The 26,598-nt window shown below is 38.5% G+C and carries 30 protein-coding genes; 11 read left to right on the forward strand and 19 right to left on the reverse strand.

All coding sequences use genetic code 11. The features are described 5' to 3' along the window. Positions 1 to 74 precede the first annotated feature (74 nt). Entirely contained in the window at positions 75 to 506 is a 432-nt protein-coding gene (locus BKM32_RS05880) for a hypothetical protein (RefSeq protein WP_076662932.1), read from the reverse strand. Positions 507 to 754: 248 nt separating this feature from the next. Here BKM32_RS05880 and greA point away from each other — a divergent pair, with 248 nt between their 5' ends. Further along, positions 755 to 1,231 carry a transcription elongation factor GreA gene (gene greA / locus BKM32_RS05885; RefSeq protein ID WP_053976903.1) on the forward strand — a complete coding sequence of 159 codons (477 nt, stop codon included), beginning with the start codon at positions 755 to 757 and terminating at the stop codon, positions 1,229 to 1,231. 88 nt (positions 1,232 to 1,319) lie between these two features. After that, complete coding sequence (locus tag BKM32_RS05890) at positions 1,320 to 1,709, forward strand: HIT family protein (protein WP_076662933.1); 390 nt, start codon at positions 1,320 to 1,322, stop codon at positions 1,707 to 1,709. A gap of 4 nt (positions 1,710 to 1,713) precedes the next feature. On the opposite strand, the gene BKM32_RS05895 is transcribed toward BKM32_RS05890, so the two are convergent. Both BKM32_RS05895 and BKM32_RS05900 read right to left on the reverse strand, forming a co-directional pair. Continuing rightward, positions 1,714 to 2,067 carry a hypothetical protein gene (locus tag BKM32_RS05895; protein WP_076662934.1) on the reverse strand — a complete coding sequence of 118 codons (354 nt, stop codon included), beginning with the start codon at positions 2,065 to 2,067 and terminating at the stop codon, positions 1,714 to 1,716. A gap of 10 nt (positions 2,068 to 2,077) precedes the next feature. Beyond that, the gene (locus tag BKM32_RS05900; RefSeq protein ID WP_076662935.1) at positions 2,078 to 3,229 is read right to left on the reverse strand and encodes a HAMP domain-containing sensor histidine kinase; all 1,152 of its coding nucleotides are present in this window, start codon (positions 3,227 to 3,229) and stop codon (positions 2,078 to 2,080) included. Positions 3,230 to 3,350: 121 nt separating this feature from the next. On the opposite strand from BKM32_RS05900, the gene BKM32_RS05905 reads away from it, so the two are divergent. The 3 genes from BKM32_RS05905 (at position 3,351) to aat (ending at position 5,593) form a co-directional block, all read left to right on the forward strand. Continuing rightward, a complete protein-coding gene (locus BKM32_RS05905; RefSeq protein WP_076663068.1) occupies positions 3,351 to 4,220 on the forward strand; it encodes a flavin reductase family protein in 870 nt (289 codons plus the stop codon). Positions 4,221 to 4,273: 53 nt separating this feature from the next. Further along, positions 4,274 to 4,648: a DUF3127 domain-containing protein gene (locus BKM32_RS05910; protein WP_076662936.1), complete on the forward strand. Its 375-nt coding sequence runs from the start codon at positions 4,274 to 4,276 to the stop codon at positions 4,646 to 4,648. A gap of 318 nt (positions 4,649 to 4,966) precedes the next feature. Continuing rightward, positions 4,967 to 5,593, forward strand: coding sequence for a leucyl/phenylalanyl-tRNA--protein transferase (aat, locus tag BKM32_RS05915; protein WP_076662937.1), 627 nt, complete (start codon positions 4,967 to 4,969; stop codon positions 5,591 to 5,593). A gap of 50 nt (positions 5,594 to 5,643) precedes the next feature. Here the strand turns inward: aat and BKM32_RS05920 are convergent, their stop codons facing one another. Continuing rightward, a complete protein-coding gene (locus tag BKM32_RS05920) occupies positions 5,644 to 6,207 on the reverse strand; it encodes a DNA-3-methyladenine glycosylase I (RefSeq protein ID WP_076662938.1) in 564 nt (187 codons plus the stop codon). A 92-nt stretch (positions 6,208 to 6,299) separates the two neighbouring features. On the opposite strand from BKM32_RS05920, the gene BKM32_RS05925 reads away from it, so the two are divergent. Further along, positions 6,300 to 6,917, forward strand: a complete 618-nt coding sequence (locus tag BKM32_RS05925) for a thioredoxin family protein (RefSeq protein WP_076662939.1) — start codon at positions 6,300 to 6,302, stop codon at positions 6,915 to 6,917. Between the two features lie 266 nt (positions 6,918 to 7,183). Here BKM32_RS05925 and BKM32_RS05930 read toward each other — a convergent pair whose 3' ends face one another. The 15 genes from BKM32_RS05930 to BKM32_RS06000 form a co-directional block, all read right to left on the reverse strand. Further along, on the reverse strand, positions 7,184 to 8,125 hold the full coding sequence (locus BKM32_RS05930; protein ID WP_123812068.1) for a hypothetical protein: 942 nt from the start codon (positions 8,123 to 8,125) through the stop codon (positions 7,184 to 7,186). 47 nt (positions 8,126 to 8,172) lie between these two features. Further along, positions 8,173 to 9,528: an MBOAT family protein gene (locus tag BKM32_RS05935; protein ID WP_253187425.1), complete on the reverse strand. Its 1,356-nt coding sequence runs from the start codon at positions 9,526 to 9,528 to the stop codon at positions 8,173 to 8,175. 354 nt (positions 9,529 to 9,882) lie between these two features. Continuing rightward, entirely contained in the window at positions 9,883 to 10,575 is a 693-nt protein-coding gene (locus BKM32_RS05940; RefSeq protein WP_076662942.1) for an ATP-binding cassette domain-containing protein, read from the reverse strand. After that, positions 10,572 to 10,847: a hypothetical protein gene (locus BKM32_RS05945; RefSeq protein ID WP_076662943.1), complete on the reverse strand. Its 276-nt coding sequence runs from the start codon at positions 10,845 to 10,847 to the stop codon at positions 10,572 to 10,574. The genes BKM32_RS05940 and BKM32_RS05945 overlap by 4 nt, the downstream gene beginning before the upstream one ends. Before the next feature lie 68 nt (positions 10,848 to 10,915). After that, complete coding sequence (locus BKM32_RS05950; RefSeq protein WP_076662944.1) at positions 10,916 to 11,380, reverse strand: hypothetical protein; 465 nt, start codon at positions 11,378 to 11,380, stop codon at positions 10,916 to 10,918. A gap of 153 nt (positions 11,381 to 11,533) precedes the next feature. Beyond that, the gene (locus BKM32_RS05955) at positions 11,534 to 12,400 is read right to left on the reverse strand and encodes a hypothetical protein (RefSeq protein WP_076662945.1); all 867 of its coding nucleotides are present in this window, start codon (positions 12,398 to 12,400) and stop codon (positions 11,534 to 11,536) included. Between the two features lie 135 nt (positions 12,401 to 12,535). After that, positions 12,536 to 13,027 (reverse strand): hypothetical protein, encoded by a 492-nt coding sequence (locus BKM32_RS05960; protein WP_076662946.1) that lies wholly within the window; start codon positions 13,025 to 13,027, stop codon positions 12,536 to 12,538. Between the two features lie 701 nt (positions 13,028 to 13,728). Then, complete coding sequence (locus BKM32_RS05965) at positions 13,729 to 14,109, reverse strand: hypothetical protein (protein ID WP_076662947.1); 381 nt, start codon at positions 14,107 to 14,109, stop codon at positions 13,729 to 13,731. A 55-nt stretch (positions 14,110 to 14,164) separates the two neighbouring features. Next, the gene (locus tag BKM32_RS05970; RefSeq protein WP_083702102.1) at positions 14,165 to 14,908 is read right to left on the reverse strand and encodes an energy transducer TonB; all 744 of its coding nucleotides are present in this window, start codon (positions 14,906 to 14,908) and stop codon (positions 14,165 to 14,167) included. Between the two features lie 49 nt (positions 14,909 to 14,957). After that, complete coding sequence (locus BKM32_RS05975; RefSeq protein ID WP_076662948.1) at positions 14,958 to 15,497, reverse strand: hypothetical protein; 540 nt, start codon at positions 15,495 to 15,497, stop codon at positions 14,958 to 14,960. 36 nt (positions 15,498 to 15,533) lie between these two features. Beyond that, positions 15,534 to 16,226, reverse strand: a complete 693-nt coding sequence (truB, locus tag BKM32_RS05980; protein ID WP_076662949.1) for a tRNA pseudouridine(55) synthase TruB — start codon at positions 16,224 to 16,226, stop codon at positions 15,534 to 15,536. 15 nt (positions 16,227 to 16,241) lie between these two features. After that, a complete protein-coding gene (locus BKM32_RS05985; RefSeq protein WP_076662950.1) occupies positions 16,242 to 17,033 on the reverse strand; it encodes an undecaprenyl-diphosphate phosphatase in 792 nt (263 codons plus the stop codon). Between the two features lie 51 nt (positions 17,034 to 17,084). Then, positions 17,085 to 17,354: a DUF3098 domain-containing protein gene (locus BKM32_RS05990; RefSeq protein WP_053992742.1), complete on the reverse strand. Its 270-nt coding sequence runs from the start codon at positions 17,352 to 17,354 to the stop codon at positions 17,085 to 17,087. Between the two features lie 208 nt (positions 17,355 to 17,562). After that, positions 17,563 to 18,186 carry a class I SAM-dependent methyltransferase gene (locus tag BKM32_RS05995; RefSeq protein ID WP_076662951.1) on the reverse strand — a complete coding sequence of 208 codons (624 nt, stop codon included), beginning with the start codon at positions 18,184 to 18,186 and terminating at the stop codon, positions 17,563 to 17,565. A gap of 27 nt (positions 18,187 to 18,213) precedes the next feature. Then, positions 18,214 to 19,092, reverse strand: coding sequence for an ABC transporter permease (locus tag BKM32_RS06000; protein ID WP_076662952.1), 879 nt, complete (start codon positions 19,090 to 19,092; stop codon positions 18,214 to 18,216). A gap of 180 nt (positions 19,093 to 19,272) precedes the next feature. Here BKM32_RS06000 and BKM32_RS06005 point away from each other — a divergent pair, with 180 nt between their 5' ends. From BKM32_RS06005 to BKM32_RS06030, 5 genes are all read left to right on the forward strand, one after another. Then, the gene (locus BKM32_RS06005) at positions 19,273 to 20,085 is read left to right on the forward strand and encodes a UbiA family prenyltransferase (protein ID WP_371328828.1); all 813 of its coding nucleotides are present in this window, start codon (positions 19,273 to 19,275) and stop codon (positions 20,083 to 20,085) included. Between the two features lie 315 nt (positions 20,086 to 20,400). After that, positions 20,401 to 23,472 (forward strand): leucine--tRNA ligase, encoded by a 3,072-nt coding sequence (locus BKM32_RS06015; RefSeq protein WP_076662955.1) that lies wholly within the window; start codon positions 20,401 to 20,403, stop codon positions 23,470 to 23,472. 351 nt (positions 23,473 to 23,823) lie between these two features. Further along, positions 23,824 to 24,930: an alanine dehydrogenase gene (gene ald, locus BKM32_RS06020; RefSeq protein WP_076662956.1), complete on the forward strand. Its 1,107-nt coding sequence runs from the start codon at positions 23,824 to 23,826 to the stop codon at positions 24,928 to 24,930. Positions 24,931 to 25,000: 70 nt separating this feature from the next. Then, complete coding sequence (locus tag BKM32_RS06025; RefSeq protein ID WP_371328827.1) at positions 25,001 to 25,705, forward strand: zinc metallopeptidase; 705 nt, start codon at positions 25,001 to 25,003, stop codon at positions 25,703 to 25,705. Positions 25,706 to 25,800: 95 nt separating this feature from the next. Beyond that, positions 25,801 to 26,505 carry a Bax inhibitor-1 family protein gene (locus tag BKM32_RS06030; RefSeq protein WP_076662957.1) on the forward strand — a complete coding sequence of 235 codons (705 nt, stop codon included), beginning with the start codon at positions 25,801 to 25,803 and terminating at the stop codon, positions 26,503 to 26,505. Positions 26,506 to 26,598 lie beyond the last annotated feature (93 nt).

Raw genomic sequence — 26,598 nt, forward strand, 5'->3', positions numbered from 1 at the left:
ACGTATCTTTTTAAAACTAAAAAGCCAAAACGACACTTCAGTTTTGGCTTTTTTTATTTCGATAGGATATTATTTTAATTGTAAACGTACAGCATGTTTCCACTTTGTTCTACCACATACATCCTCAGGCCACAGGGCAATTCGGAGTTATAAAGTGGTTGTCCTGTAATTAAGCTATAGGTGTTGGCATCGGTACAGCCACAAACGCCTTCAATGCCATCAATACTTAAAGTGGAGCAATTGCTCACAGCATGGTTAGGGTCGGCGGCATCAAAAGCCATAAATCCAAAACCTGTATTCACCACAAAAAAACCTCCAACACCACCTTGGTTGCCCACATACACAGGATTGCTTGGAAATTGCAACTGGCTGTACTGTGGTAAGTTCATATTCAAAGACGCATTCACACCAACATTGGGCAGGTAATTGCATTCGTTTTGGTCGTCGTTACCACCACAGGCTAACAATAAAGGCAGTAGGGTTAAAAAGGTCATTAGTTTTTTCATAGCTGTAAAATAGAACTGCAAATTACGATAAAATTAAGGCTTTCTGTAGGCCTTGCATATGAGCTCTTTAAAAATTTAACGAATTATTATAAAGTACCACCTACTTTGAACTCCCATTTTTTTAGTTACCTTTAGGCCTAGTTAACATTTAAAAAAATTGTGTAAATTTGTATGTAATCTCGTGCTAGCGGGATTTTTTTTATGCTGAACGAACTTCGGCTACAGTTTACAATTTAAATAATGAAGTTATGAGTAAAGTATCTTATTACACTGCGGAAGGACTGAAGAAATTAAGAGATGAGTTAAGACAACTTAAGGATATAGAACGCCCAAAAGCCTCTCAAGCCATTGCAGAAGCAAGGGACAAAGGGGATTTGAGTGAAAATGCCGAATATGATGCTGCTAAAGAGGCGCAAGGTTTATTGGAAATGAAAATTTCTAAGTTGGAAGATATTTTGGCAGGTGCACGTTTGATTGATGAGTCGCAATTGGACACTTCTAAGGTATTAGTGCTTTCAAAAGTGAAAATCAAAAACCAAACGAACGGTATGGAAATGACCTATACTTTGGTTGCCGATGGAGAAGCCGATTTGGCCTCTGGTAAAATCTCTGTAAATTCTCCAATTGGTAAAGGGTTATTAGGGAAATCTGTTGGAGAAGTTGCAGACATTCAGGTACCAAATGGTGTTATGAAATTTGATATTCTAGAAATTTCAAGATCATAGGCGGTCTCGATAGACCAGTTTAAAATTTAAGTAAAAGATTCCCGTTCTGCGGGAATCTTTTTATCTTTAAATCTAATTCTGAATCACCATGGCATCAATATTTACAAAAATTATTAACGGAGAGATTCCTTGTTATAAAGTTGCTGAAACTGATGAGTTTTTGGCATTTTTGGACATCAACCCTAATGCAAAGGGACATACTTTATGTATTCCAAAAAAGGAAGTTGATAAGATTTTCGATTTGGACGAAGCTACCTATATGGGTTTAATGGCGTTTTCAAGGCGAGTAGCCATTGCATTGGAAAAAGCAGTTCCTTGTAAACGCGTGGGTGTCTCGGTGATTGGTTTGGAAGTGCCTCATGTGCATGTACACTTAATTCCGTTGAATAGAATGGATGATGCCCGTTTTCTTTCCAAAGAAACCTTGCAGCCTGAAGAATTTGAAGCAATTGCCAAGGCTATTGCCTCACATTTATAGTTTATCAATTTTCAAAAACGCCAAACACGTATAGGATAATAGCCAAAATGAGCAAAAGGTCTAAGGCAATAAGTATCCATGATAATTTGGTGAGTTTCACAGACCTTGGTTTGGCCGGAGTGGCGCGCTGTTGGTAAGCGAATACCTGCTCTATTTCATGGGTCCATTGTACGGGATAGATTTCGGTATTGCAGGTATGGCAATAGAGCGTATGGCTAGTGTCTTTGGTGACGGCTTTGTAAAAGGCGTTTTCCACCAACTTTTGCTTAAAGGTTAAGTGTAGGCCTTTTTTGGAATAGCACTCGGGGCAATTGTTGTTAAGATCAACTTCTTTTAGGGTAAAAAATGATGCGCTCATAAACTCAAATTTACGAAAGAATTTTTAAACTTATCTGCATGGTCGTACCCTTACCGATTTCGGAGTGTAGGACCTTTATTTTGCCGTTATGGTAATCTTCTACGATGCGTTTGGCTAAAGATAGCCCAAGTCCCCAACCACGCTTTTTGCTAGTGTAGCCGGGTTCAAAAATTTGATGGAACTGTTGTTTGGAAATTCCTTTTCCCGAATCCGTAATATTTACTTTTACATGTTTGGTGTCATGTTCTATGGCAACACTTAATTTGCCTTTGCCCTTCATGGCGTCGATGGCATTCTTTACCAAGTTCTCAATGGTCCAGCTGTAAAGTTGCGAGTTGAGATCTACAAATATTTCATCATTTGGAACGGAGATGTCAAAATCAATCAGTTTTGAAGAACGCGATTTTAAATAGGCATAACTATCTATGGTTTCCTTTACAATGTCAGTTTTGGTAAGGGTGGGCATAGAGCCTATTTTACTGAAACGCTCTGTTATGGTTTGAAGGCGTTGTACGTCTTTTTCCATTTCCAAAATATAGTCAGGATCTACATTTTCAGACCTTAAAATTTCAATCCATCCTACAAGTGAAGAAAGTGGGGTGCCTATTTGGTGGGCCGTTTCTTTGGCCATTCCTGTCCAAAGTTTGTTTTGTTCGGCATTTTTGTTGCTTCGGTAGAAAAAATACACCACGGCGCCAAACAAAAAGATGATAAGCAAGAGGGCTAAGGGATAATATTTTAGTTTATTCAACAATGGTGAATTTCCGTAGTATAGAGTTGAGAGTACCTTGTCCTTATATCGAATTTCAATGGGTTGGTTTTCGCTTTTAAATTTTTCAATTAGTGATTGGATGTATAGTGAATCTTCAGCTTTAGTTTCATCAATGTTGTTATAGGTGATACCTTCCAAGCTTACCAAAATCATGGGTGTTGTGGTATTACTTTTAAGGATTTCCAATGGTAATTCTCCTACATTGGATTTCAAATCGGTAACCTTGCTTACTTCTTCCTGTGCCAATGACCAATTTTCCATCTTGGTGCGTTCTTCTGCCTTGAAGTTTTGAAAGAAAATATACGTATTCCAAAGGATAAGGGAAATAGTCACAAAAGATACTACGATGATGGTCCAACGTAAAATGTTTCTATTGGTAGATAAGGTCATTCTAAAATTTTTGTAATTCTAAATATAATGGAATTCTGTTAATAATATTGTGCTTAAGGTTTTCAAATCATTTTTATTACTTTGGTAATATGGTTACATTTGCCTCAAATCAATTATGCCAATGATTTCATTTGACCCAAAGGACATGCCTACTGCAAAAGTACATGGGTATTTGTTAAGTGCCGTGGCACCAAGACCTATTGCATTTGCGAGTACTATTGACGAGGAAGGCAATCCTAATTTATCGCCTTTCAGTTTTTTTAATGTGTTTAGTGCCAATCCGCCCATATTGATTTTTTCACCGGCGCGAAGAGTTAGGGACAATACAAATAAGCATACCTTAGAGAATGCAGAAGCGGTAAAGGAAGTGGTTATTAATGTGGTGAATTTTGATTTGGTACAACAGGCTTCCTTGAGCAGTACCGAGTATGGTAAAGGTGTCAATGAGTTTGAAAAAGCTGGGTTGACCATGTTGAAATCGGATTTGGTAAAACCTTTTAGAGTAGCCGAATCACCAGTGCAATTTGAGTGCAAGGTGAATGACATTGTGAAGTTGGGAACAGAGGGAGGTGCCGGAAACTTGATAATCTGTGAAGTCGTGAAGTTCCATATTTCTGAAGAAGTGTTGGACGACGATCAGCGTATCGATCAAGAGAAATTGGATTTGGTGGCTAGAGCAGGTGGGAGTTATTACAGCAGAGCTAGAAATGGTTTTTTTGAAATTCCTAAGCCATTGCAAACCTTAGGGCTTGGTGTGGATGCGCTTCCAGATGAAGTCAGAAATAGCATGATCTTGACAGGGAATGATTTGGGAATGCTTGGGAATGTGGAGCAGCTGCCTTCTCAGGAGGATATTGCAGCTTTTTTAGAGGATATTAGTGAGCGTTACCCCAATGTAACGAGCATGACACATCGGGAAAAACACAAATTAGCGCAAAACTATTTGAGTTTTGGGGATGTGGCAAGTGCTTGGAAAGTACTGCTATCATAACGGTAGTTGAGATAAGATTTAAAAATTACAAATAAGAATAAATAGTAAGAAGAATGGAAATTCAGGGAAAAATTAAAATGATTGGGACAACCCAAAGTTTCGGAAGCAGCGGGTTTAGAAAAAGAGAGATTGTTATTACTACAGACGAACAATATCCACAACACATTATGGTGGAATTTGTACAGGATAAAACCGACTTATTAAATTCTTACCAAGTAGGGCAGCCCGTAAAAATCAGTATCAACCTTAGAGGTAGAGAATGGGTGAATCCACAAGGTGAAACTAAATATTTCAACTCTATTCAAGGATGGCGTATCGAAGCAGCGCAGGCTGAAGCCTCAGGAGGTATGCCTCCAATGCCACCTGCAGATGCTTTTGAACCAGCAGGAAACTTGAATGAAGATGAGCATGACGATCTTCCTTTCTAGGAATTGTCTAAGAATTTTAGATGCAATACAGAAACCCTACTTTTAAAAAGTGGGGTTTTTTGTATGTAGAAAACAGTAGCTGCTTCAAATTACTGAAAAGCTCAAAAAAAGAATGTAATTTTAAGAGCAAGGCATAAAAAAAGCCCTGGGAAACCCAGGACTTTAGTATTGTGGTTTTAGGTGCGGCCTAAATAAAAAGTAATTATCAAAATGCAATGAATAATAAGTAATTTATTATGCAGGCCATTTCAAAATTGATAAAAATTATTGGTTTTTGAAAGGAAAGTTGTGTGAATATTCACGAAAACGTTGTAGTAGATGGTAAGTATTCTTACAAATGAATTATATTTTCCAGACGTTAGGGAAACCTCACCAGAAGGGCTTTTGGCCATTGGGGGTGATTTATCTGTAGAGCGTTTGTTGTTGGCCTATCGGAATGGCATTTTTCCGTGGTTTGATGACGACGATCCCATTCTATGGTGGTCGCCAGACCCCCGATTTGTACTCTTTCCTGAGCGTTTAAAAGTCTCCAAAAGTATGAAGCAGGTGCTTCGGAATACAGATTTTGTGGTGACGGTGAATAAGGCCTTTACTGAAGTTATTTCCTCTTGCTCCAAAATCAAGAGACATGGACAGCCTAGTAGTTGGATTACCCAAGATATGATTGCCGGTTATACGGCCTTACATGAATTGGGCTATGCGAAATCAGTTGAGGTGTGGCTGGATAATGAACTGGTTGGCGGTCTTTATGGCGTTGATTTGGGTAATGGGGTGTTTTGTGGTGAAAGTATGTTTTCCAAAGTTAGCAATGCCAGTAAAGCAGGCTTCATCACCTATATTCAAAACACCAATTATAAGTTGATAGATTGCCAAGTGTATACCAACCATTTGGAAAGTTTAGGTGCTGAGGACATGCCTAGAGAGGAATTTGTGAAATATCTGTAATCAGATGAATGAAAATCTTCTTTAGAAGTAAGGAAAGCATTTCACTCCTTTCAAACCTCATTATACCTAAAACATTTGGTCTCATGATCGTTTACCATACCTGTGGCTTGCATATGGGCATACACAACAGTAGAACCCACAAACTTAAAGCCTCTTTTCTTTAAATCTTTACTAATGTTATCGCTCAATGGGGTAGTGGCTGGAGCCATTTTATAGTGTTCTATTTTGTTGGTGAGGGGTTGGCCATCTACAAATCCCCAAATGTACTTGCTAAAGCTTCCAAATTCATCCTGTATTTTCATAAAGGCCTGGGCATTGGTAATGGTGGCTTTTACTTTCAGTCTATTTCTAATGATGCCGGCATCTTGAAGCAGTGCTTCGACCTTATCATCATTGTATTGTGAAATGGTTTTGTAATCAAAATTATCAAAGGCATTTCTAAAGTTCTCACGCTTTCTAAGGATGGTTATCCAGCTTAACCCGGCCTGAAAGGTCTCCAATATCAAAAACTCAAAAAGCTTGGCATCATCATATACAGGAACGCCCCATTCTTCGTCATGATAGGTCTCATAAAGTGGGTCTCCTAGGCACCATCCACATCTGTGTTTTTCCATAGTGATTTTGTTGAAAAATGAGCTGTTTAATGTAACAACAGTTACCTAAAAATAGGCATTTTAGCCTTAATTTTGTCAAAAAATTTTAGAGTATGAATATATCACAAATTAACAGAGTAGACGAGATTGTCAAAGCGAGCTTGACACATAGTATGAACTATGAACAATATCGTGAAAAGGTCAAGGACTTGGTAGCTCAACAAGCTACATCAGGAGAGGACCAATCGGAAGACCGTGTTAATTTTACAGTACTCAACGACCGCCGTATGAAGCGGTGGGACAAGACCATAAAAGTGCCCCAAGATATTCAAGAAGCTGTGGCGAAATTCCAAACTAAGGTAACTTGGCTGGTAATCACCGAAAGTTGGTGTGGGGATGCTGCACACGTAGTGCCTGCCATTAATAAAGTAGCCGAACTTAATGATAACATTTCTCTAAAGTTGGTTTTTAGAGATGAGAATGAAGCCTTAATGGATGAATTTTTAACCAATGGTGGCCGTTCCATTCCAAAATTGATCATGGTGGAAGATACTACTGGTGAAGTGGTCAGTACCTTTGGTCCAAGACCCGAAGCTGCCACACAATTGGTGGAAGCTTACAAGGCGGAACATGGCGCATTGACCCCTGAATTTAAGGAAGAGCTGCAGGTTTGGTACAATACCGACAAAGGACAGTCTGTTATTAGTGATTTGGTACGGTTATTGCTATAAGTATAGCAAGAGTCCACTTAATATATAGGTTGGATGTGTAACTTAACCGTAATTGAATTTTTGATGATGACAACAATAGTAATAACAACTGCAATACTCCTGGTGCCTGTTTTGGGTTTAGGAATTTATAAAACAAGAAAACAATTGGTGCCTCAAAGAGTACCTGTAAAACATAACGACAATAATAATAGGTTTTAATTAGATTGGTTAATATGTGTGAAAAAGCCTCGCAGTGATGTGGGGCTTATTTTTTGTAGTTATAGGTACTATTGCCTTAAGTCTTTTAAATAGGTGTTTTTGGTTCTTAAGAGTGCATAATTTTCATGAAACAATCCTTTAATTTTCTCAGTAAATAATTCAGCACCTTTACTTGACAGGTGTTCCTTGTCTTTCCAATATTCAACGGCATTGTCGTTGTTGAAGAAATCTGTGAGATCGAAATAAGGAATGTTTCTAGTGTCCAAAACTTGACTTAAAGCTTTATTGTCATTCTTGCACTTATCGGAAAATTTTGGAGAGGTAAAAATAATGAGGTGTTTGTTATTGACTTTGCAAAATGTATTTAATTCATCTATATAATCTTTGTAGATTTTGTTTAATTTAAATTCATATTTGCAATTAATAACTGTGTCATTTTTTTGAAGAATATTCTGGAAAATCTCTCTTTGGGTTTCGCTTACATGAATTGGGTCATAGCCAAAATAGCTTCTATAATCGTAATTTGGTTTGAAATAGTTTTTTAAAATGGCAATCACAGATCCATTGTAACTCAAACTCCAATAATATTTTTGAAGAATGTTATTTTGTTTTAAATTGTCTATTTCTGTTTTTACGATATTATTTCTGTTATATTTTATTAATAATGCTTTTATATCATTTCCTAGGTAGGCTTCATTAAAGGCGTTTTCAGGGTCAATATGTAATAACAATGTTTGTTCTTTTTTGTTTTGTAAAAGCTTTATGAGCGTTCCTGAATAGGCTAATTTTTGACCGTCAATTCCCATATTAAAGCCCTTGTTGGATATTTTTTTTGGATCAATGTTGTGGTTGGCTCTTGAGCTTCCAAAAACAATAAAGTCGAAATCATCCTTTTGAAGAAGGTATTGATTTAGTTTTCCAACCTTTTGACCTGTATAAACCTTATCACTAATTTTATTAAGAGTAACAAAAATTAATTTGTCAATCAAGAAAGAAATGATAAGGGTCATAAGAAATGTTTTGGCGATATATGTAACGTTTGCAGGATTCATTATCACTAGAATTGAAAATAAATAAAATTGTTGGAAGTAGAATAAAATAGGTTAATCAGGGTAATGATGATAGTGGAGATGATTGAAATTTTTACGGCGCTAAATTGAGGTCCAAAGCTTTCTAAATGAATCTGTTTTTTAAATAAGAATAAGTCAAAAAGAAATCCTATGGTTAGCATAAGTAGGGCATTTGTAACCAAATTACTGTTGCCAATAAAAGGCGCTGAGAAATCAAAGTGCACAATCTTTGAAATAGCTGTAAACGCAGTACCTAAATCTTGAGCCCTAAAAAAAATCCAAGACAACAGAACAATTGAAAAAGTGCTGAAATATCCCAAAAAGTCTAAGCTATTGGGCAGTTTTAATTTCTTATTGGATTTTATCAACTTCTCAATACTTAAGGCCAAACCATGAATACCTCCCCATATAATAAAATTCCAGGAGCTTCCATGCCAGAGGCCTCCCAAAAGCATGGTTAACATGAGGTTGCGATAGGTGATTTTTATGCCTTTTCTATTGCCGCCTAAGGAAATGTACAGATAGTCCCGTAACCAATAGGAAAGCGACATGTGCCATTTTCTCCAAAATTCGGTGATGGATTTGGAGAAATAGGGAAGATTGAAGTTTTGGTTGAATTTGAAACCCATTAGTTTTGCTGTTCCAATGGCAATATCGGAGTAACCTGCAAAGTCATAATAGATTTGAAAGGCATATAAAAAGGTTGCTAATAGGATGGTGGTTGAATTATAAATCCTTACATCTCCATAAACCATGTCCACGTAAGCTCCCAAACTATCTGCAATTACAATCTTTCGAAATAGCCCAATTAATAGTTGTACTACTCCTTCGTTAAACCATTCCTTTTTAAAACTGCGTTGTTTCTCAATTTGGGGCAAGAGGTTAGAAGCCCTTTCTATGGGGCCGGCAACCAACTGAGGGAAAAATGCGATATAGGTGAAGAAGGCAATAATATCTTTAGTAGGTTGAAACTGCCCTCTGTAAATGTCAATTGTATAACTTAAGGTTTGGAAGGTATAAAAGCTAATGCCTACCGGAAGGATGATATTTAATGTTAAATCATTGGGGTGCCAGCCAAAAGAGCTAACTAAGTCTGTGAACGATTCTGCAAAAAAGTTGTAGTATTTAAAAATAGACAGTAAGCCTAAATTGGCTATTAAACTCACTAAAAGCCATTGCTTTTTGCCCTTTTGAGTAGTAACGTTAAATATTCTTGCTCCAGCTGTAAAATCGATTATTGAACTAATGACAATCAACGACAAGAATCTCCAATCCCACCAGGCATAAAATATATAGCTTGATACCAGCAACAGGATGTTCTGAGCTTTTAAATTTCTGTTCAAGCTCCAATAGAGAATAAATACTGTTGGAAAGAATAATAAGAAATCAAACGAATTGAATAACATATTACAGCTGGCGTTAATTGTTATGGTTAATATGGATGCTGCATTTTAAAACTGTTAAATGGTTGAATTGTAATTTACCCCTTTGGTAAAAGAATAAATGGATTTCTTAAAGTTTGTAAAATAATTAAAAGTTTGATCTGCAGTAAATTGTTGACCCTAAATTAGATATTGAAATCAAAATAAACAAGTTTCTTCTAAAAGTAAATTGCTAAGGATTCAACTTTTTCAGAAAGCTATAAACAATTCCCTGTAGAATGAAATTTGAAATAAATGGTTGTTTTTTTAGTTTTATTAGGATTGTTGAAAGGAGGATACCTGCTCATAGACACCTTCAGACATATATCCCAAGGTTACCAGTTCTTTGAGGTCCTGTATTGATTTTAGGAAACCGTTTTGTAAATACATAATACGGTCTGCCAATTGGATAACATTTTCATAATCGTGGTCTGTGATGATAAAGCCTTTGGACGATTTCAGTCCATTGATGTACTCAATAGCATAGGTTTTTATAATCGGGCTAAGACCATTAAAGGGTTCATCCAACAACACAAAGTCTGCATTGGAATGTGCCATCAGAAAAATTTCAACAATGCGTTTTTCGCAACCGCTTAACTGTTGATTCTGCTTTTTTAGTAGAGGTTGTATGTATTCGTTTTCAAGTACTGCTTCTCTATGTGCTTTCTCAAGAAACAAATGGATCAAATACTTTACGGAAACATTGTTGGGCAAGAAGTTGTCCTGAGGCAGGTAATTGATAAGGCCTCTACCGTATTTAACGGATTTGATTATGTTTTCGCCTACCCTTACAAATTTAAAATCGGCTTTTTCGATACCAAAAACAATTTTGAGCAAGGTAGATTTACCTGAGCCATTGCGTCCAATCAAACCAACCGTCTCCCCTTTTTTACAGGACATATACACATCACTTAGGATGACCTTTGTGTCATAACTTTTTGAAACACTGTCTATATGTAAATGATTCATAATATCGACAGTATTACAAGGTTGATGAAGCAAATACCAATGGTCGACCCCCAGAGGGTGCGCTTGCTCAAACCTAGATTATAGTAATAATAGTATTGTTGTTTGTCTTTAAGGTCGTAGAAGAAGAATTGCATCTGCGGAGCCGTAAACAAAAAGCACCATCCAATGGTTGCTGGCTCCCCTCCAAACAAAAGCCCTAGTACAATGGCAATGGCATAGGCTAGAAAGAAATGTGGTTTTTGGAATAACAAAAGGTTTTTTAGGAGTCTCAAGCTATAAGTATAGGGTTAAGTTGGTTGCAGTAATTTAAGAGAATAAACAGGTTTGAAAAGTTAGGTATTCAATATTTCAATTCCAAATCAAGTTGCCTTCCCTCGGCTTGAGCCTTTTTGTCCTTTTCTGAACCGACGGCAATGCCCATAGCCATGCCAATAGGAAGTCCAATACCTAAAAAAGCCATATTTCCAAGGCTTGTGCCAAAAACCACCCCAAGTGGAATCCCAAAAACAGATATTCCAATAGCCATCCATTTCTGTTGGTAATAATTTTTTGGGACTAATTGCAATTCTTTCTCCAATAATGTTACAATCTTTTTCAGGCCCTTTTTTAGTTGCGTTCGCAAGGTTTTTTCATTGTCGGGTAGTGCGTTTAGGGCTTCAATATGGGTGTTGATGGTGTGTATAATAGCTTCTGGAAGGTCTCTTTTTTGCAGTTCGTTAAGGAGTTTTTCAAATTGAATATAGGCCCTTTCCAGTTTAGGGGTGTCTTTAATGATGGTGCGTGGTTTAAGAGCAGTTAATGTCATGACTTTTTGCTTGATAAATATTGGGCATAATACCTAGTATGAATCCTTAAAGTTACTAAAAGCAAAAGTAAAGGCTTCCTTTTTTAATAGTTTTCTAGTTCTTTTTATTCTTATTTAATAACAAAGTATCATTGCTAATTCTTTAGCTTATGTTTATCTGTTTATTCTGTTTTTAGTGAATGTTTTTAATTTCCAATTTTTAATATCTATCGCTAACAATCCATTCCAATACCAATCGGTATCTGGTTGGAAGCCAGAATAGATGTATGTCAATTCCTTATCGGTTGCTAAAGGAATAGGCTTCATTTCCTCAATAGCTAGATATTCAGTTGTTAGGGAGTCCTTTATCATTCCGTTTTGTATTAAAAATACACTGTAGGTACTCTTTGGGTAACTACCTGAGGAAACAACTGAGATAGTATCTTTATTGTGAATAAGTGTAGATTCTGAAAAGATGGTGTTATATGTTTTATTAATAAGGCTTTTGTAGCTCATTTCTGTACTGTCTTTTGTAATGGTTTCAGGCGATTTGTTAAGTAAACCTGTAAGATCCTTATTAGTGGATATGGCAATTATAGCATCATTTTGTTCTTCCTTAATTTCGTAGCTAGCAACATAGTAGGACTCTATAGAGGCATCATAGAATTTGTATTTCTTTTTGTAAATGGTGTCAAATACATCTTGTTGAGCGTTAATTAAAAGTAAGCGGTCTATCCCTGTTGTTGAAAAATGCACATTGATAATACTATCTGGCATTTCATATATTGTTTCCAAATCGCCCTGATATGCAATGCCAGTAGAAGCCTTATATAGCTGTTCCCATAGTTCATCTGTATATTCAGAAGTTAAACTTAAAGGAAGGTGATAATCATTATGATTTTCAAACTTCGATATATAATCAACAAGTATCGTGGTGTCTGTAACGTGGGGGGTATTTAATGGAATAGCACTGCTTTTTGTTTGTAAAGAATTTTTTTTATCGTGCTCAGAGGTTTTGCAAGTCATCTTGATGGGGGTCATGTTTTGCCTGTCCACATGAAAGTATTTGGATTGCAATAGCAATTGAAATGTATCGAATGTATTTCATCTAAAGGGAATTAATGTTAATAAACAAGGGTGCTTTTGTTAACCCATGCTCGTGTCTGGGTATTGCGTTTAGTTGAGGTTCTCAATCAGTTTTAATTTTTTTAGAAAGATAATGGTCAAGACGATTAAAATAATCCATCTTGAAATATAAATACCTGAAGTCAACCAGCCGTAAGTTGCAAGAAATTCATAGCTATTATAAACTGTTTCTTTTATTGTTAGGCGTTCCGTGTATAGTCCTGATAATTTGCTGGTAATTGGTATTAAAAATATGGAAATTACTCCTAGAACAATAAACAATCTCTTGGGAAAACGAGTCAGATAAATACCACTTAAATTTGTGTCTAGTTTAATGTTTTTTAACATCAGGAAAGTCGTGGATAGATATAACAGTAACGTAATTATAGGCATGGAATAGTTTATGATGCCTAAAGGAATCCCTGCTTCCAATTGCGCAAAGTAGATTAGGTAGCAAATAAAGTTTAGAATGGCATCAATTCCTGTAATGAATATAAATCCGAAGATTATCCATAATACCAATAAAATATTTTCTTTAGTCATTAAATCTTTTTAAAATTTACCAAACTAATCGTTTCTATCAGACCTTTAAGGTTTTAAAAACCTTGAAGGTCTAGCCACCGTAGTCTCACCAATCCAATTGTTACGCAGGGCTTTCTTGATTTTCATCTCCCCTAAATATACACCTTTCCACCATATCCCTCACGTTTTTACTTTCAATTTGTAATCATAGCGCTACAAATATACCTTCGCTTTTAAGGAAAGACAGTTTTAGGTTTGTATGTAGTTTCCAAACCCTTGTTCCCACTGTGATTAGGGCTTGCTTTGGCTTTTGTTCGGGGAGGGGTGCCTCCTGCCCAAATAGCCTCGAGCTATTCTCGAAGAAACCTCGAACCATCCTCGAACAAGCCCCCTAAAAAAATGGGTTGGACAGTCATTAAGCGTCAAGAGTAGTCATAAACGGTCATAAGACGTCACACTATTGCAAATGTGAAATATTTTTCGTAAGTGATAATAGATCAAGTGGTTAATTAAGGAGGTGGAGTATTTTGAGTTTGCTGGATGGGTAGGGGCTGTAAAACACTTCTCGATACTATTGATCTGCATTGCCATGCAGACCAATCACTCGAAGTGACGGATAGGTGGGGGCAAAAAGTAGTTGGTCTCTAAATAAATTTGGAAAAATATTGGTAAGGTAATCTCTTAGTATTTAGAGGGTATCTTATGGTTTATTGTAAAATGGCTTACTTTAAATCAAAACGAGTAAACAAATAGGATAAACTATCGGAAGGGTAAATATTGTAGTGATTAGGGATATACAAAAAGTCGTCATAGATTACATATGTACTTCCATGCTCTCCTTTTATACCTGAAGTTTTAAAAACTTTACCGTCATTAACTCTTTCAAAAATCACATTATAAATCCATGGGAAAAGTAACTCTTTTTTTGTCTTTTTTACATATCTCTTAGGTTCATTTATTTCAATATAACTAACCTTGAATATTTGTTGTTTTACCTCAGTGGGTAAATCTTGATAGGCAACTATAGTTTTTTCGAGTTCATCTACTTGAGAAGAATTACAACCAAGGGTGAGAATGATTAATGGTAGAAAATATCTTTTCATACTAATTTTAAGGAATCCAGATGTAATAATTGTTTACATGGTAAGTCCTTGTTGATCACTTCCCCTTAAAATAAAAAGTAATGGACCCCAATTGGCTTGAGAGATTACCATTATCAAACTGTGCCGATTTTGCGTATTCCAAAGCGTGGTCCAAAAGGCATTGGTTGGTTGAGGTAGAGGATTTGTTAATATAAGCATCGGTTACTTCACCTGTGTTGTTCACCGTAATATTCACCACAATTTTACCGCTTTCCTCACACAGGTAACGCGGGGTTTCGTTGCTTAAAAGTTCGCGTCCTTTTAGGGAATAGGTCAAGGTGCTTAAAGGGTTGTTATTAGCATTTTTTTCACTTTTGTCGGCCGTTTTCATGGCCAACATGTCCTTGGCCTTTTTATAGCGTTCCAATTCGTCTTGGTTTACACTATAGTCGCCAGAGCCGTTAAAGGTATTGCTGGAGGTCACTACATCATTGGCCTCCATGTCTGGGGCGGCTTCCTCCAATTGTTGGGTGGTTTTCTCAAAATCGTTGGCGTTCATGGACTTGAAGTTTTTCATCATGTCCTTAAACTCTTGGTCTTCGTTGTACGCTTGGTTGGTAGTTTTGCCCAAGGCTTCTTCCAGAGCTTCCAGTTCCTTAAGTTCTTCGATTTCCTCTGGGGTAGGCGGCTCCATTTCATAATAGCTTTCGGAGATGGTGGCCTGTTGCTTGGTTATGTGGAAGCTAAAGAGCATCATCACCACAATTCCTGTAATGAGCGTGGTGATTATTAAGGCTTTATGTTTTTCTATTAATTCCAAATTTGCGACTTGAGTGCATAAATATATACGTTAATTTAACTAAAATGGATTAAAAGAGCATAAATTCGATGAAAATGGCTACACTGGAAAGTTTCTCTTCCTGTCTATACCCAAAGCGTTTTCGGCTAAAATCCAGTCCAAACAGCCAGGAATTTCTATAATTGGCATCAAAGGTCTGTATGCCTATACCGGCCTTGTACATGGTGCCGTTTTCAAAATGTGCGCCCATGTCGAAGAGTTTACCATAACCTGCACGAAGGAACAATCGGTCGTCAAAATCCAGTACATTGTAACGGAAGGTGGCATACACCGGCATAAAGTTGAAACTCTGTTTAAAGTAATGGTCGTACTCCACGTTTAGGGCCACACTGGCACGCCTGTCAAACTGATAGCCCAAAGAGTTGTTAATGAATAGCCCGTTAAGTTGGATAAGGGTGTTGCCGTCGTCTCGGGTTACTACGTAGTCTGAATTGGTCCTAAGGGTAGCGGCTAGGGAAAATTTGTAGAAAAGGCCTTTGTTTTTAAGACCGTCTTGTGCAAAAGTGGATACGGTTACAAGTAGAGTTAGGGTAAAAAGGTATGGTTTCATAGAGGTTGATTATTCATGAAAACCCTTACACAAAAACTATTCCGAAACTAGGGTCTTTATAAAATTTTCCGGGGTGAGGGCATTGGCCACATCAAAATCTCCAATCTTGGTACGGCGCAAAACCGACAGGTGCCCGCCAGAATTCAAGGCTTTCCCAAAATCGTGCGCCAAGGAACGAATGTAAGTCCCTTTGCTGCACACTACCCTAAAATCGACTTCGTTCTCCCCAATACGGGTGATTTCAAATTTAGAAATATTAATGGTTCTTGGTTTTACTTCTACCTCTTCACCAGCTCTGGCAAATTCATACAAACGTTTTCCGTCTTTTTTTATGGCCGAAAATACAGGTGGGTATTGCTCGATATCGCCCAGAAAGCTTTTGGTGGTCTCATGGATTAGGGCTTCGGTAATATGGTCGGTTGGATAGGTGGCATCAATTTCGGTTTCCAAATCGAAGGAAGGGGTGGTGCTTCCCAAAACAATGGTACCGGTATATTCCTTTATCTGTGCCTGAAAAGTGTCGATCTGCTTGGTCATTTTTCCGGTACAGATCACCAAAAGCCCAGAGGCCAAAGGGTCTAAAGTTCCGGCGTGGCCTACCTTTATCTTTTTAATGTTATGGGCATGCCTGATTTCCCAACGCAGTTTGTTCACCACTTGAAAGGAGGTCCAGGTAAGGGGTTTGTCTATTAATAATACTTGTCCGTCTTTAAAATCTTCAGCAGTCATCATCACAAAATCAAATTACATTAAGGCTACCACAATGGCAATTAGGCCCACAATGGCACAGTACACAGAGAAATAGGAAAGTTTGCTTTTCTTCACCAAGGCAATCATCCAGGTACAGGCAAAAAGTCCCGCCACAAAGGCCGCCACAAAACCAATACTAAGGGCCGTGAAGTTGGAACTTTCGTAGCTCAATTCACCGCCAAGGACATCTTTGGCAATCTTTCCAAAGATAAGGGGCACTACCATTAAAAATGAAAAACGGGCCGCTTTTGTTTTGTCGTTCCCCAACAGTACCGATGTGGAAATAGTCGCTCCAGAACGCGAAATACCAGGCAACATGGCAACGGCCTGCGATATACCAATAACAAAGGCATTGCTAAAACTTACCGGTTTGTTGGTGTTTTTGGCACGGTCTGCCAAAAACAATAGGGCAGCAGTTACCAATAGCATGCAGCCAACCAAAAGGATGTTACCGCCAAAAAGTTCTTCTAGCTCCGATTCAAAAAACACCCCGATGATTACAGCGGGAATCATAGAAAGGGCAATCTTGGAAGCAAACTGCAAGTCTTCATTCCATTGGAACTTGAAAATACCCTCCAATAGGCTCAAAATATCCTTTCTAAACACGACAATAGTACTTAGGGCTGTTGCAAAATGCAATACCACGGTAAACATTAAACTTTCTTGAGGAATGGAACTGTCTCCCAAAATGGCTTTTCCCAACTCGAGATGGCCACTAGAAGATACGGGTAAAAATTCGGTAAGCCCTTGTACGATTCCAAGGATGATGGCGTCGATAATGTCCATGCGGTATAAATATCAATAATGGGATGTCAAACAGAACGGCGAAGGCCTCAACTAGTTGTTGGATTTTGGCGCTTTATGCGGATTGAGCAAGATAGCATAGATCTCTATTGCAAAGCCAATAAGCACTAGGGTAGGAGCCACTCGGATGCGTCTGAAATTAAAAATTTCGGGGTTGAATACATTAGGGTCGTCACTACCGCCTCCAGACATTAAAATAAATCCAAGGGCAATACAGGCCAAGCCAATAAGCATGAACTGGTAGTTTTTCTTCCCGAAAAGAAAGTCTTGTTTGTTGGTTTCTTTTTGCTTTTGTGCTCCCATATGCTGTAAAATTCTTTGAAACAAATTGCATTGCCAACAACCTGGGCAACGGCCTTACTACTGCTAGGCAGTTTAGGCAAGTGCAAAGTAACGGTTTTATTTAAAACTTTCGCGTTAAGGAGCTGTAAATTTGGAGGGGAAGGTTGGGTTATATAAGAAAGGGTTTTGTTAGACTGAACTTATATATCTTAGATAGTATTTTAATACTTTAGGATAGTTTCCGAAACACCGTCATTCGTTCCCCTAAACTCTCAATAACCAAGTTGAATTTTTCTGCAATATACCTCATGGTTTGTTCTGTATAGATAAATACATGGGTGGCATCCTTGCGATAATACCAAGTGTCGAAATCCGGATGGCCTTGGTACAAATGCGTCATGATATACAAACGGCCTTCGGGTTGTAAAAGGGCTAGCAATTGGGCAATTTCTTGCTTGGGATTGTAGAAGTGTTCAAAGACTTCACAGCTAAAAATATAATCGTAACGGTGATTTTTGTAAGCTGGGTCAGGATAAAAATAAGGATCGAACAAGTGTACTTGATACTGTTGTTCCTGAAGCATTTTGGTGATTACAGGGCCATTGCCACAGCCAAAGTCTAGTCCTAATTGTTCAGGTGTTTGAGCTTCCAATATGGCATTGGTAATAGGTGCTGTGAAAGTTTGGTAGCCAAGGTCGTTGACATCATTGTTGTGGGACTCGTAATGGGCCTTTTCTTGTTCGGCCGTAAAGTAGTGGGCCTTGTCCATTACATAGGCGCCACAGGTAGGGCAGATAAAATAATAGGCATCGGCCTTTTGGTTGAGCTGGCTGTCACAAAGGGTACAATGCATAATGTGTGGTGTTCGGCCTTAAGTTGTTTAATAATACAACTGGTCTGTTTTCAGGTTCAAGAAACGTTGGGTAGCAATAAAAGTACTGATCCAAGTAATTAAAATTCCCATAAAGAATACGGCTGCAAACAAGGCGGCAATCAATACCGGTTGCCCTAAAAGACCTAGTTCAGGGAACGTCTTGTTAAGGTAATGCAACACTACGGCCATTCCTGCCAGAGCAACGATAGAGCCAATAATGCCCAACTGTACATTTTTCAACACAAAAGGTCTTCTAATAAAACGTTTGGTAGCCCCAACCATTTGCATGGTCTTGATGATAAAACGCTTGGAGTACACGGCCAACCTAATAGAACTGTTGATTAATAATACCGCAATAAGGGTAAACAGTCCGCTAATGACCAATACCCAAAAGGTGATTTTCTTTACGTTGTCGTTCATGAGCTCTACCAAGTCGTTGTCGTAACGGATTTCTTCAATAAAAGCTTTGGTAGACAATTCTTCGGTAATCTCGTCTAAGGTCGCGTTGGTAACATAATCGGCCTTTAGGTATACGTCGATGGAGTTCTGCAAAGGGTTGTAGCCCACAAAATCCATAAAGTCCTCACCGGTCTCTGCTTTCATGAGTTCGGCAGCTTCTTCTTTGGAAACATAGGTAATGGATTTGGTATAATCGGCCATGGAAAGGCTCTTTTCAAGTTGGTTCACCTCCACTTCCTTGGCAGAATCGTTCAAATAAATAGTCAATACCACCTGCTCTTTAAAGTGGTCTGCCACCTTTTTGGCATTCAACACCAAAAGGCCCAAACAACCTAATAAAAACAGTACCAGTGCAATACTGATGACCACTGAAAAATAGGATGAAATTAACTTGCGCTTTTGGTATCTGTCAAAAGAAGAGCTCATATGTAATGTTGTTAGCGACGTAAAAATATAAAAGAATTCTATACCCCTTAGGTTTACAACGTTTAAACTTTCAACATTGTTATAAATGCTATATTTTAGTGCGGCAGTAACCTAAAATCTATCAACATAAACTTTTTACAAGATTTAAAAATTTCCCGCCCTGGGTTATGGTTTCCAACCATCTGGATTTATTTGGTGCCATTTAGTTTGGAAAGCCACTTTTGGGTAGAAGCCAACTTTTGGATAGGCTTATGCTTTCTTACATTTCCACTCAATTACTTAGTATATGGACTGAATGATTACAACGATGTGAAGGCAGATGCGGTGAATGCCAGAAAGGGTAATTTTCTTTTTGGAGCCAAAAGTTCCCAAAGTCATTTGTCAAAAGTACCTTTAAGGATTGCATTGGTCACTGTACCTTTTATCATATTCTTTAGTTATCAGGCAGGGTGGAAAATGTTTTTGCTTTTGCTGTTTATGGTGTTGGTGAACATCATCTATAATTTTAAACCCTTTAGAATTAAGGAGCGTCCGCCTTTTGAGATTTTTATTCAGGTAGGATATGTGGTTACGGCTTATTTTAGTGTGTTTCTCAACGAACTCAATATGGTACCTTGGCAAACGATAATGTATTTGTGTTTGTTTGCATTTCAGGCGCATATTGCAGGAGAAATTATGGATATTGAACCCGATATTGAAGCGGGAAAGAGAACAACAGCCACTTTAATCGGTAGAAAAAACACTAAGTTGTTAATGCTTTTGTTGCTCATTATTGAAACCGCCATTCTTTTTTTCTGGTTTCAAGATTATGTTTTGGCGGGGTTTTTAGGGGGCTTTTCCTGTTGGTTGTTTTTGGATATTTTCATCTTCTTCAAATCCAAACCATATTCTGTTTCACAAATGACTTTGTTTGGGGTTGCCATGAATATATCGGCCATACTTTCCATGATTTGGATATTGTATTCGGGAAAACTGATGCAACCTGTTTTTTGATTCGTCATCCTTTTACAGTCTTACTAATAAACCTTAAATTTGCGCTTTTAAAACCAAATCGATGCAGAGCATCGAAACCTTTTGCGCAGAATGTGTTGGCAAAACTTCGAATGTAGTGAAGCAAAGCGGAACACGAAGTTTTGACAAGGTTTTTTTCAATGTCTGTTTGACATTGGGAAAAATTCCTCGCAAAAGTGTCCTTTCTTTTGATTCGTTTTCTTTGGACAAGCAAATGCGGAAGCATTCACGAACACCAAAAATGTTATGAGTGAGTAAAGAAAATGAATGGGGAACTAAAAATAGAATATTATAGGTATGACATACAACTTCAATACAATTGAGAAAAAGTGGCAAGACTACTGGGCAAAGAACCAAACCTTTAAAGCCGAAAACAACAGCGATAAACCCAAATACTACGTATTGGATATGTTCCCTTACCCAAGTGGTGCGGGTCTGCATGTTGGGCACCCACTGGGATATATTGCTTCCGATATTTATGCGCGTTACAAGCGCCATAAAGGGTTTAATGTATTGCACCCACAAGGGTACGATAGCTTTGGTTTGCCGGCAGAACAGTACGCCATCCAAACAGGACAGCATCCTGCCATCACTACCGAAACCAATATTGCGACCTATAGAAGGCAGTTGGATAAAATTGGTTTTTCATTCGATTGGTCTCGTGAAGTGCGTACCAGCAATCCAGAATATTACAAATGGACACAATGGATCTTTATCCAATTGTTTGAGTCTTGGTACAATTATGACAATAACAAAGCAGAGCATGTAGATACCCTAGTGGCAAAATTTGCTACGGAAGGGAACGCAAATATTAATGCGGCATGCGATGATACTATAGAAGCGTTTTCAGCAGAAGAATGGAATCAATTCTCTTCTGAAAAACAACAGGAAATCCTTTTGCAATACCGTTTGACCTATTTGGCAGAAACCGAAGTTAACTGGTGTCCTGCTTTGGGAACGGTTTTGGCAAATGATGAAATTGTAAATGGTGTATCCGAACGTGGCGGGCATCCTGTAGTACGTAAAAAAATGACCCAATGGAGCATGCGTATTTCTGCCTTTGCAGAGCGTTTGCTGCAAGGTTTGGAAACTATTGATTGGACGGATTCGCTAAAAGAAAGTCAACGCAACTGGATTGGGAAGTCGGTTGGAGCTAGCGTCACCTTTAATGTGAATGGTCATGATGAGGTAATTGAAGTGTTCACTACACGTCCTGACACCATTTTCGGGGTGAGCTTTATGACCTTGGCACCAGAGCACGACTTGGTATCAAAAATCGTAACCGATGATCAAAAAGAAGCGGTGAACAACTACATTGAAGCCACTGCAAAGCGTAGTGAACGTGAGCGTATGGCGGATGTAAAGACCATTTCTGGAGTGTTTACCGGGGCTTATGCAGAGCACCCGTTCAGTAAAGAGCCTGTTCCAATCTGGATTGGCGATTATGTATTGGCCAGCTACGGAACAGGAGCGGTAATGGCCGTGCCTTGTGGAGATCAGCGCGATTATGATTTTGCGAAGCATTTCAATATCGAGATTCCTAATATTTTTGAAGGTGTAGATATTTCTGAAGAAGCTTTTGCCGATAAGGAAGCCACCATTATTGCCAACAGCGATTTCCTAAACGGATTGAATTATAAGGACGCTACCAAAAAGGTCATCGAACAATTGGAGGCCCTTGGTCAAGGTAATGGAAAAACCAATTACCGTTTGCGCGATGCGGTATTTAGCCGTCAGCGTTATTGGGGTGAGCCGTTCCCAGTATATTATGTGAATGGCATGCCACAAATGATTGATCAGGCACATTTGCCAATCACCTTGCCGGAAGTTGAAAAGTACTTGCCAACCGAAACAGGGGAGCCGCCATTGGGCCGTGCCGATGTTTGGGCCTGGTGTACCGAAACCAACACAGTGGTTAGCAATGATAATATAAACAACACAACGGTATTTCCTTTGGAATTGAACACCATGCCGGGATGGGCTGGGAGTTCTTGGTATTTCTTCCGTTATATGGAAGAAGCGGCCAAACGCGGTGAAGCCTTTGCAAGCGAAGAGGCTTTGAAATACTGGGAAAACGTCGATCTATATATTGGAGGAAGTGAGCACGCCACAGGGCACTTGCTATATGCCCGTTTTTGGACCAAGTTCCTTAAGGATCGTGGGTATGTAGGGGTTGAAGAACCATTTAAAAAGTTGATCAACCAAGGAATGATTTTGGGGACTTCGGCTTTTGTAAGAAGAGTATCTCAATTAAATATTCACACGAAAAATAAAGTATATGCCAATCCTGGAAAGGAATTTACTCCTTTAGCAGATGAATTTGTGAAGACAGTTGAACTAAATGCTCAAGTGTATTTGTCAGATTCATTACTTAACTTAAAGAGATTCTCTAGTTTACGAGGTGTTTCTAAGGAAGGTATTTTGAATAATTTTGATGTTCAGGAGGCTTATTCTAAAATGCTTGTTCAAGCATTTGTAGATTTTGTTGCACCAGAAGACAAAGAGTACCTAAATTTTGAACAATACACTGTAGTTTTGGGAGCTACAAGTCCAATCCACGCGGATGTATCTTTTGTAAATGCTTCAGATGAATTGGATGTAGAAGCATTCAAAAATTGGAGAGAGGAATTTAAGGACGCAGAGTTTGTATTGGAAGATGGGGTATATAAAGTAGGCCGCGAGGTTGAAAAAATGTCCAAATCCAAATACAACGTTGTGAATCCAGATAACATTTGTGAAGAGTATGGAGCGGACAGTTTGCGTTTGTATGAAATGTTCCTAGGGCCATTGGAGCAGGCCAAACCTTGGAATACGGCAGGAATTACAGGCGTGCACGGTTTCCTAAAGAAACTTTGGAAATTGTTCTTTGAGAACGATGCCCTAAAAGTAACCGATAGCGAAGCCACCAAAGACAACTTAAAGACCCTTCATAAAACTATTAAAAAGGTAGAAGAGGATATTGAGAATTTCTCATTCAACACATCCGTGTCTACTTTTATGATTGCCGTGAATGAGTTGACTGCCCAAAAATGTACCAGCAAAGCAGTGTTGGAACCGTTATTGGTGTTGATTTCTCCTTATGCACCGCATATTGCTGAGGAACTTTGGAGCCAGTTAGGAAATGAAGGAAGTATTTCTACCGCAGCCTTCCCTGTGTTTGATGAAAAGCACTTGGTGGAAAGCAGTAAAAACTACCCTATTTCCTTCAATGGTAAAATGCGTTTTACTTTGGAGCTGCCTTTGGATATGAGTAAAGAGGACATCGAGAAAACGGTGATGGCTCATGAAAAAACCCAAGAGCAGTTGCAAGGTCGTACCCCTAAAAAGGTTATTATTGTACCTGGAAAGATTGTGAACATTGTAGGCTAATTGGTCTAATGTGATATAGTTGAGAGGCTTCGATTTCGTATCGGAGCCTCTTTTTTTTAATAGTATCCCAATCGTCAGTTCGAGTGAAATTCTTGAAAAGAATTTTGTATCGAGAACATTTACTAGTTTCAGTTCTTTTTCTCGATACAATTGTTTGTGATTGGTATCCCAACCAATCACTCGAAATGACGAACTGATAAAAATGGCATTCCTTTTCAATTAAAAAATCCTTTAAATAGAATCCACTTTTTGAGGATTCTATAAAAATCCCAAAAACCTGATTTTCATTTATATGCTTTCGTAGATTCCTTGTATCTTTAAGTCCATCATAACCTTAAAACCTTCGATACCATGAAAATTGGCGTTCCAAAAGAAATTAAAAACAACGAAAGTAGGGTGGGCATGACCCCCGCCGGTGTGTTTGAATTAATCAATAGAAACCATACTGTTTATGTGCAATCCACTGCCGGCGAAGGAAGTGGATTTTTTGATGAAGATTATTTGGAAGTGGGTGCCATTATCTTGGATACCATTGAAGAAGTGTATGCGTCAAGCGATATGATTGTAAAGGTTAAGGAGCCTATAGCTTCGGAATATCCTTTAGTGAAACCTAATCAAATTGTGTTTACTTATTTCCATTTTGCTTCCAGTGAACCACTCACTTTGGCCATGCTGAAAAGTGAAGCGGTGTGTATTGCCTATGAAACCGTGGAAGATGAAGATGGCAGTTTACCATTATTGACTCCAATGTCTGAAGTTGCCGGAAGAATGGCCATTCAGCAGGGCGCAAAGTATTTGGAAAAACCGATTAAAGGTAGAGGAGTGTTGCTGGGCGGCGTCCCTGGTGTACCTCCAGGAAAAGTGTTGGTGTTGGGAGCAGGTGTTGTTGGAGTACAGGCTGCTAAAATGGCGGCAGGTTTGGGAGCCCATGTTACCATTATGGACATTAATATGAAACGTTTGCGCTATGTAAATGACATCATGCCCAATCATGTGGTGACAGAATTTTCAAGTGTCTACAATATTAAAAAACACATCAAAACCCATGATTTGATTATTGGAGGGGTCTTGATAAAAGGAGGGAAGGCACCTAAATTGATTACAAGGGACATGTTGAAGGAGATGCGTCCAGGGACGGTATTAATTGATGTGGCGGTTGATCAAGGCGGTTGTATAGAAACCACCAAACCGACCACTCATGAGAATCCTACGTTTATCATTGATGATATTGTCCATTATTGTGTCGCCAATATGCCGGGAGCAGTACCTTATACTTCTACAATGGCACTGACCAATGTCACCTTGCCCTATGTGTTGAAATTGGCAGATATGGGCTGGGAAGAGGCCTGTAAACAAGATGCTTCATTGTCTAAAGGATTGAACATTGTCAAAGGTGAAATTGTATATGATGGAATCGCGGAATCCTTTGGATGGCCGTCAGATTATGTGAGTAACTGACAAAATTTCCTTACCATAAAATGGCCTGCTTTTTGTTATCTTTATACAACAAATTTTAAACTCAAAAACTATGGGCGGATATATGGGGTATTACTTACTTATTGGTGGGATTGCACTGGTAAGCTGGTTGGTAAGTAATCAATTAAAACAGAAATTTAAACTTTACTCAAAAGTTCATTTAAGAAATGGCATGAGTGGAAAGGAAATTGCCGAAAAAATGTTGGCCGATAATGGCATTACAGATGTGCAGGTGATTTCTACTAGAGGACAGTTGACAGATCATTACAATCCAAAGAATAAAACGGTGAACCTGAGTGAAGCGGTGTACAGTCAACGTAATGCCGCTGCTGCTGCTGTGGCAGCCCACGAATGTGGACATGCGGTACAGCATGCTCAGGCATATAAAGCCTTGCAAATGCGTTCGGCTTTGGTGCCAGTGGTAAGTGTCACTTCGGGCATGTCGCAATGGTTGGTGATTGGAGGCTTGGTATTAGGGGCCGCGGCCGGTGTTGGTATGGGCTTTTGGATAGCCATATTGGGCTTGGTATTTATGGGAGCTGCAACGCTATTTAGCTTTATTACCCTTCCGGTAGAATATGATGCCAGTAACAGAGCTTTGGCATGGTTGAAAAACAAACATATGCTTACACCTGAGGAGTATGCAGGTTCTGAAGATGCCTTAAAATGGGCTGCGCGTACCTATTTGGTAGCTGCTATTGGCGCTTTGGCTTCCTTATTGTACTGGGCTATGCAAGTATTTGGTGGCCGTGATTAGTAGGGACAATCTTATAAAAATTAAAAGTCAGATGGTTACATCTGACTTTTTTTTGCTACTTTCAAAATCTAAACCAATAAACTAACTTATATTTTATGGAACAGAATGTTCAACCCAAATTCTTGTTGAACCAACTGGCAGAAACCGACCGTGTTGAGTTTTACAAAAAGACCTATACCCATGTAGCAGGGGGTGTATTGGCCTTTATTCTTTTTGAATACCTTTTATTGCAAAGTGATGCTGTTGTCAACTTTATGTTTTCTATGATGGATGGCTTTAAATGGCTCTTGTTATTAGGAGGCTTTATGTTGGTGGCCAATTATGCCGAGAGTACAGCGATGCGTTCAGAGGATAAAAACATGCAATACCTTGCTTTTGGAATTTATATCCTGGCAGAGGCCCTTATTTTTGTGCCATTGATTTATATGGCCATCAATTTTACCCAATCGGGGCCTGAATTACTTAATCAAGCGGCTATTGTTACCTTGTCATTGTTCACGGGTTTGTCTGCTGTGGTTTTCTTGACTAAAAAAGATTTCTCGTTTTTAAGAACAGGTTTGACCATTGGCTTTTTTATAGCCCTTGGTTTGATAATTGCCGGCGCTATTTTCGGATTCAATTTAGGCTTATGGTTTTCTGTGGCTATGTGCCTCTTGGCTGGGGGTACCATTTTATACCAAACATCCAATTTGGTGAATAAATACACTCCAGACGATTACATTCCTGCAGCCTTGGGTCTGTTTGCGTCCCTAATGCTTTTATTTTGGTATGTATTACGTATTTTAATGTCTCGAGAGTAAAGAATTCGGATCAACAATTATAAAAAGAGAGCCCTTGATTAAGGGCTCTCTTTCTTTTATGAAATGTTTGTTGTTTTTGTAATGCTTGAATCT

Source organism: Mangrovimonas sp. DI 80, assembly GCF_001975575.1.
GTDB classification, from domain to species: Bacteria; Bacteroidota; Bacteroidia; order Flavobacteriales; family Flavobacteriaceae; genus Mangrovimonas_A; species Mangrovimonas_A xylaniphaga.

Coding starts and splice junctions, on each gene's coding strand:
- BKM32_RS05880 (WP_076662932.1), bottom strand. CDS start 506: ATGAAAAAACTAATGACCTTTTTAACCCTACTGCCTTTATTGTTAGCC.
- greA (WP_053976903.1), top strand. CDS start 755: ATGAGTAAAGTATCTTATTACACTGCGGAAGGACTGAAGAAATTAAGA.
- BKM32_RS05890 (WP_076662933.1), top strand. CDS start 1,320: ATGGCATCAATATTTACAAAAATTATTAACGGAGAGATTCCTTGTTAT.
- BKM32_RS05895 (WP_076662934.1), bottom strand. CDS start 2,067: ATGAGCGCATCATTTTTTACCCTAAAAGAAGTTGATCTTAACAACAAT.
- BKM32_RS05900 (WP_076662935.1), bottom strand. CDS start 3,229: ATGACCTTATCTACCAATAGAAACATTTTACGTTGGACCATCATCGTA.
- BKM32_RS05905 (WP_076663068.1), top strand. CDS start 3,351: ATGATTTCATTTGACCCAAAGGACATGCCTACTGCAAAAGTACATGGG.
- BKM32_RS05910 (WP_076662936.1), top strand. CDS start 4,274: ATGGAAATTCAGGGAAAAATTAAAATGATTGGGACAACCCAAAGTTTC.
- aat (WP_076662937.1), top strand. CDS start 4,967: ATGGTAAGTATTCTTACAAATGAATTATATTTTCCAGACGTTAGGGAA.
- BKM32_RS05920 (WP_076662938.1), bottom strand. CDS start 6,207: ATGGAAAAACACAGATGTGGATGGTGCCTAGGAGACCCACTTTATGAG.
- BKM32_RS05925 (WP_076662939.1), top strand. CDS start 6,300: ATGAATATATCACAAATTAACAGAGTAGACGAGATTGTCAAAGCGAGC.
- BKM32_RS05930 (WP_123812068.1), bottom strand. CDS start 8,125: ATGACCCTTATCATTTCTTTCTTGATTGACAAATTAATTTTTGTTACT.
- BKM32_RS05940 (WP_076662942.1), bottom strand. CDS start 10,575: ATGAATCATTTACATATAGACAGTGTTTCAAAAAGTTATGACACAAAG.
- BKM32_RS05950 (WP_076662944.1), bottom strand. CDS start 11,380: ATGACATTAACTGCTCTTAAACCACGCACCATCATTAAAGACACCCCT.
- BKM32_RS05955 (WP_076662945.1), bottom strand. CDS start 12,400: ATGACCCCCATCAAGATGACTTGCAAAACCTCTGAGCACGATAAAAAA.
- BKM32_RS05960 (WP_076662946.1), bottom strand. CDS start 13,027: ATGACTAAAGAAAATATTTTATTGGTATTATGGATAATCTTCGGATTT.
- BKM32_RS05965 (WP_076662947.1), bottom strand. CDS start 14,109: ATGAAAAGATATTTTCTACCATTAATCATTCTCACCCTTGGTTGTAAT.
- BKM32_RS05975 (WP_076662948.1), bottom strand. CDS start 15,497: ATGAAACCATACCTTTTTACCCTAACTCTACTTGTAACCGTATCCACT.
- truB (WP_076662949.1), bottom strand. CDS start 16,226: ATGACTGCTGAAGATTTTAAAGACGGACAAGTATTATTAATAGACAAA.
- BKM32_RS05985 (WP_076662950.1), bottom strand. CDS start 17,033: ATGGACATTATCGACGCCATCATCCTTGGAATCGTACAAGGGCTTACC.
- BKM32_RS05990 (WP_053992742.1), bottom strand. CDS start 17,354: ATGGGAGCACAAAAGCAAAAAGAAACCAACAAACAAGACTTTCTTTTC.
- BKM32_RS05995 (WP_076662951.1), bottom strand. CDS start 18,186: ATGCATTGTACCCTTTGTGACAGCCAGCTCAACCAAAAGGCCGATGCC.
- BKM32_RS06000 (WP_076662952.1), bottom strand. CDS start 19,092: ATGAGCTCTTCTTTTGACAGATACCAAAAGCGCAAGTTAATTTCATCC.
- BKM32_RS06015 (WP_076662955.1), top strand. CDS start 20,401: ATGACATACAACTTCAATACAATTGAGAAAAAGTGGCAAGACTACTGG.
- ald (WP_076662956.1), top strand. CDS start 23,824: ATGAAAATTGGCGTTCCAAAAGAAATTAAAAACAACGAAAGTAGGGTG.
- BKM32_RS06025 (WP_371328827.1), top strand. CDS start 25,001: ATGGGCGGATATATGGGGTATTACTTACTTATTGGTGGGATTGCACTG.
- BKM32_RS06030 (WP_076662957.1), top strand. CDS start 25,801: ATGGAACAGAATGTTCAACCCAAATTCTTGTTGAACCAACTGGCAGAA.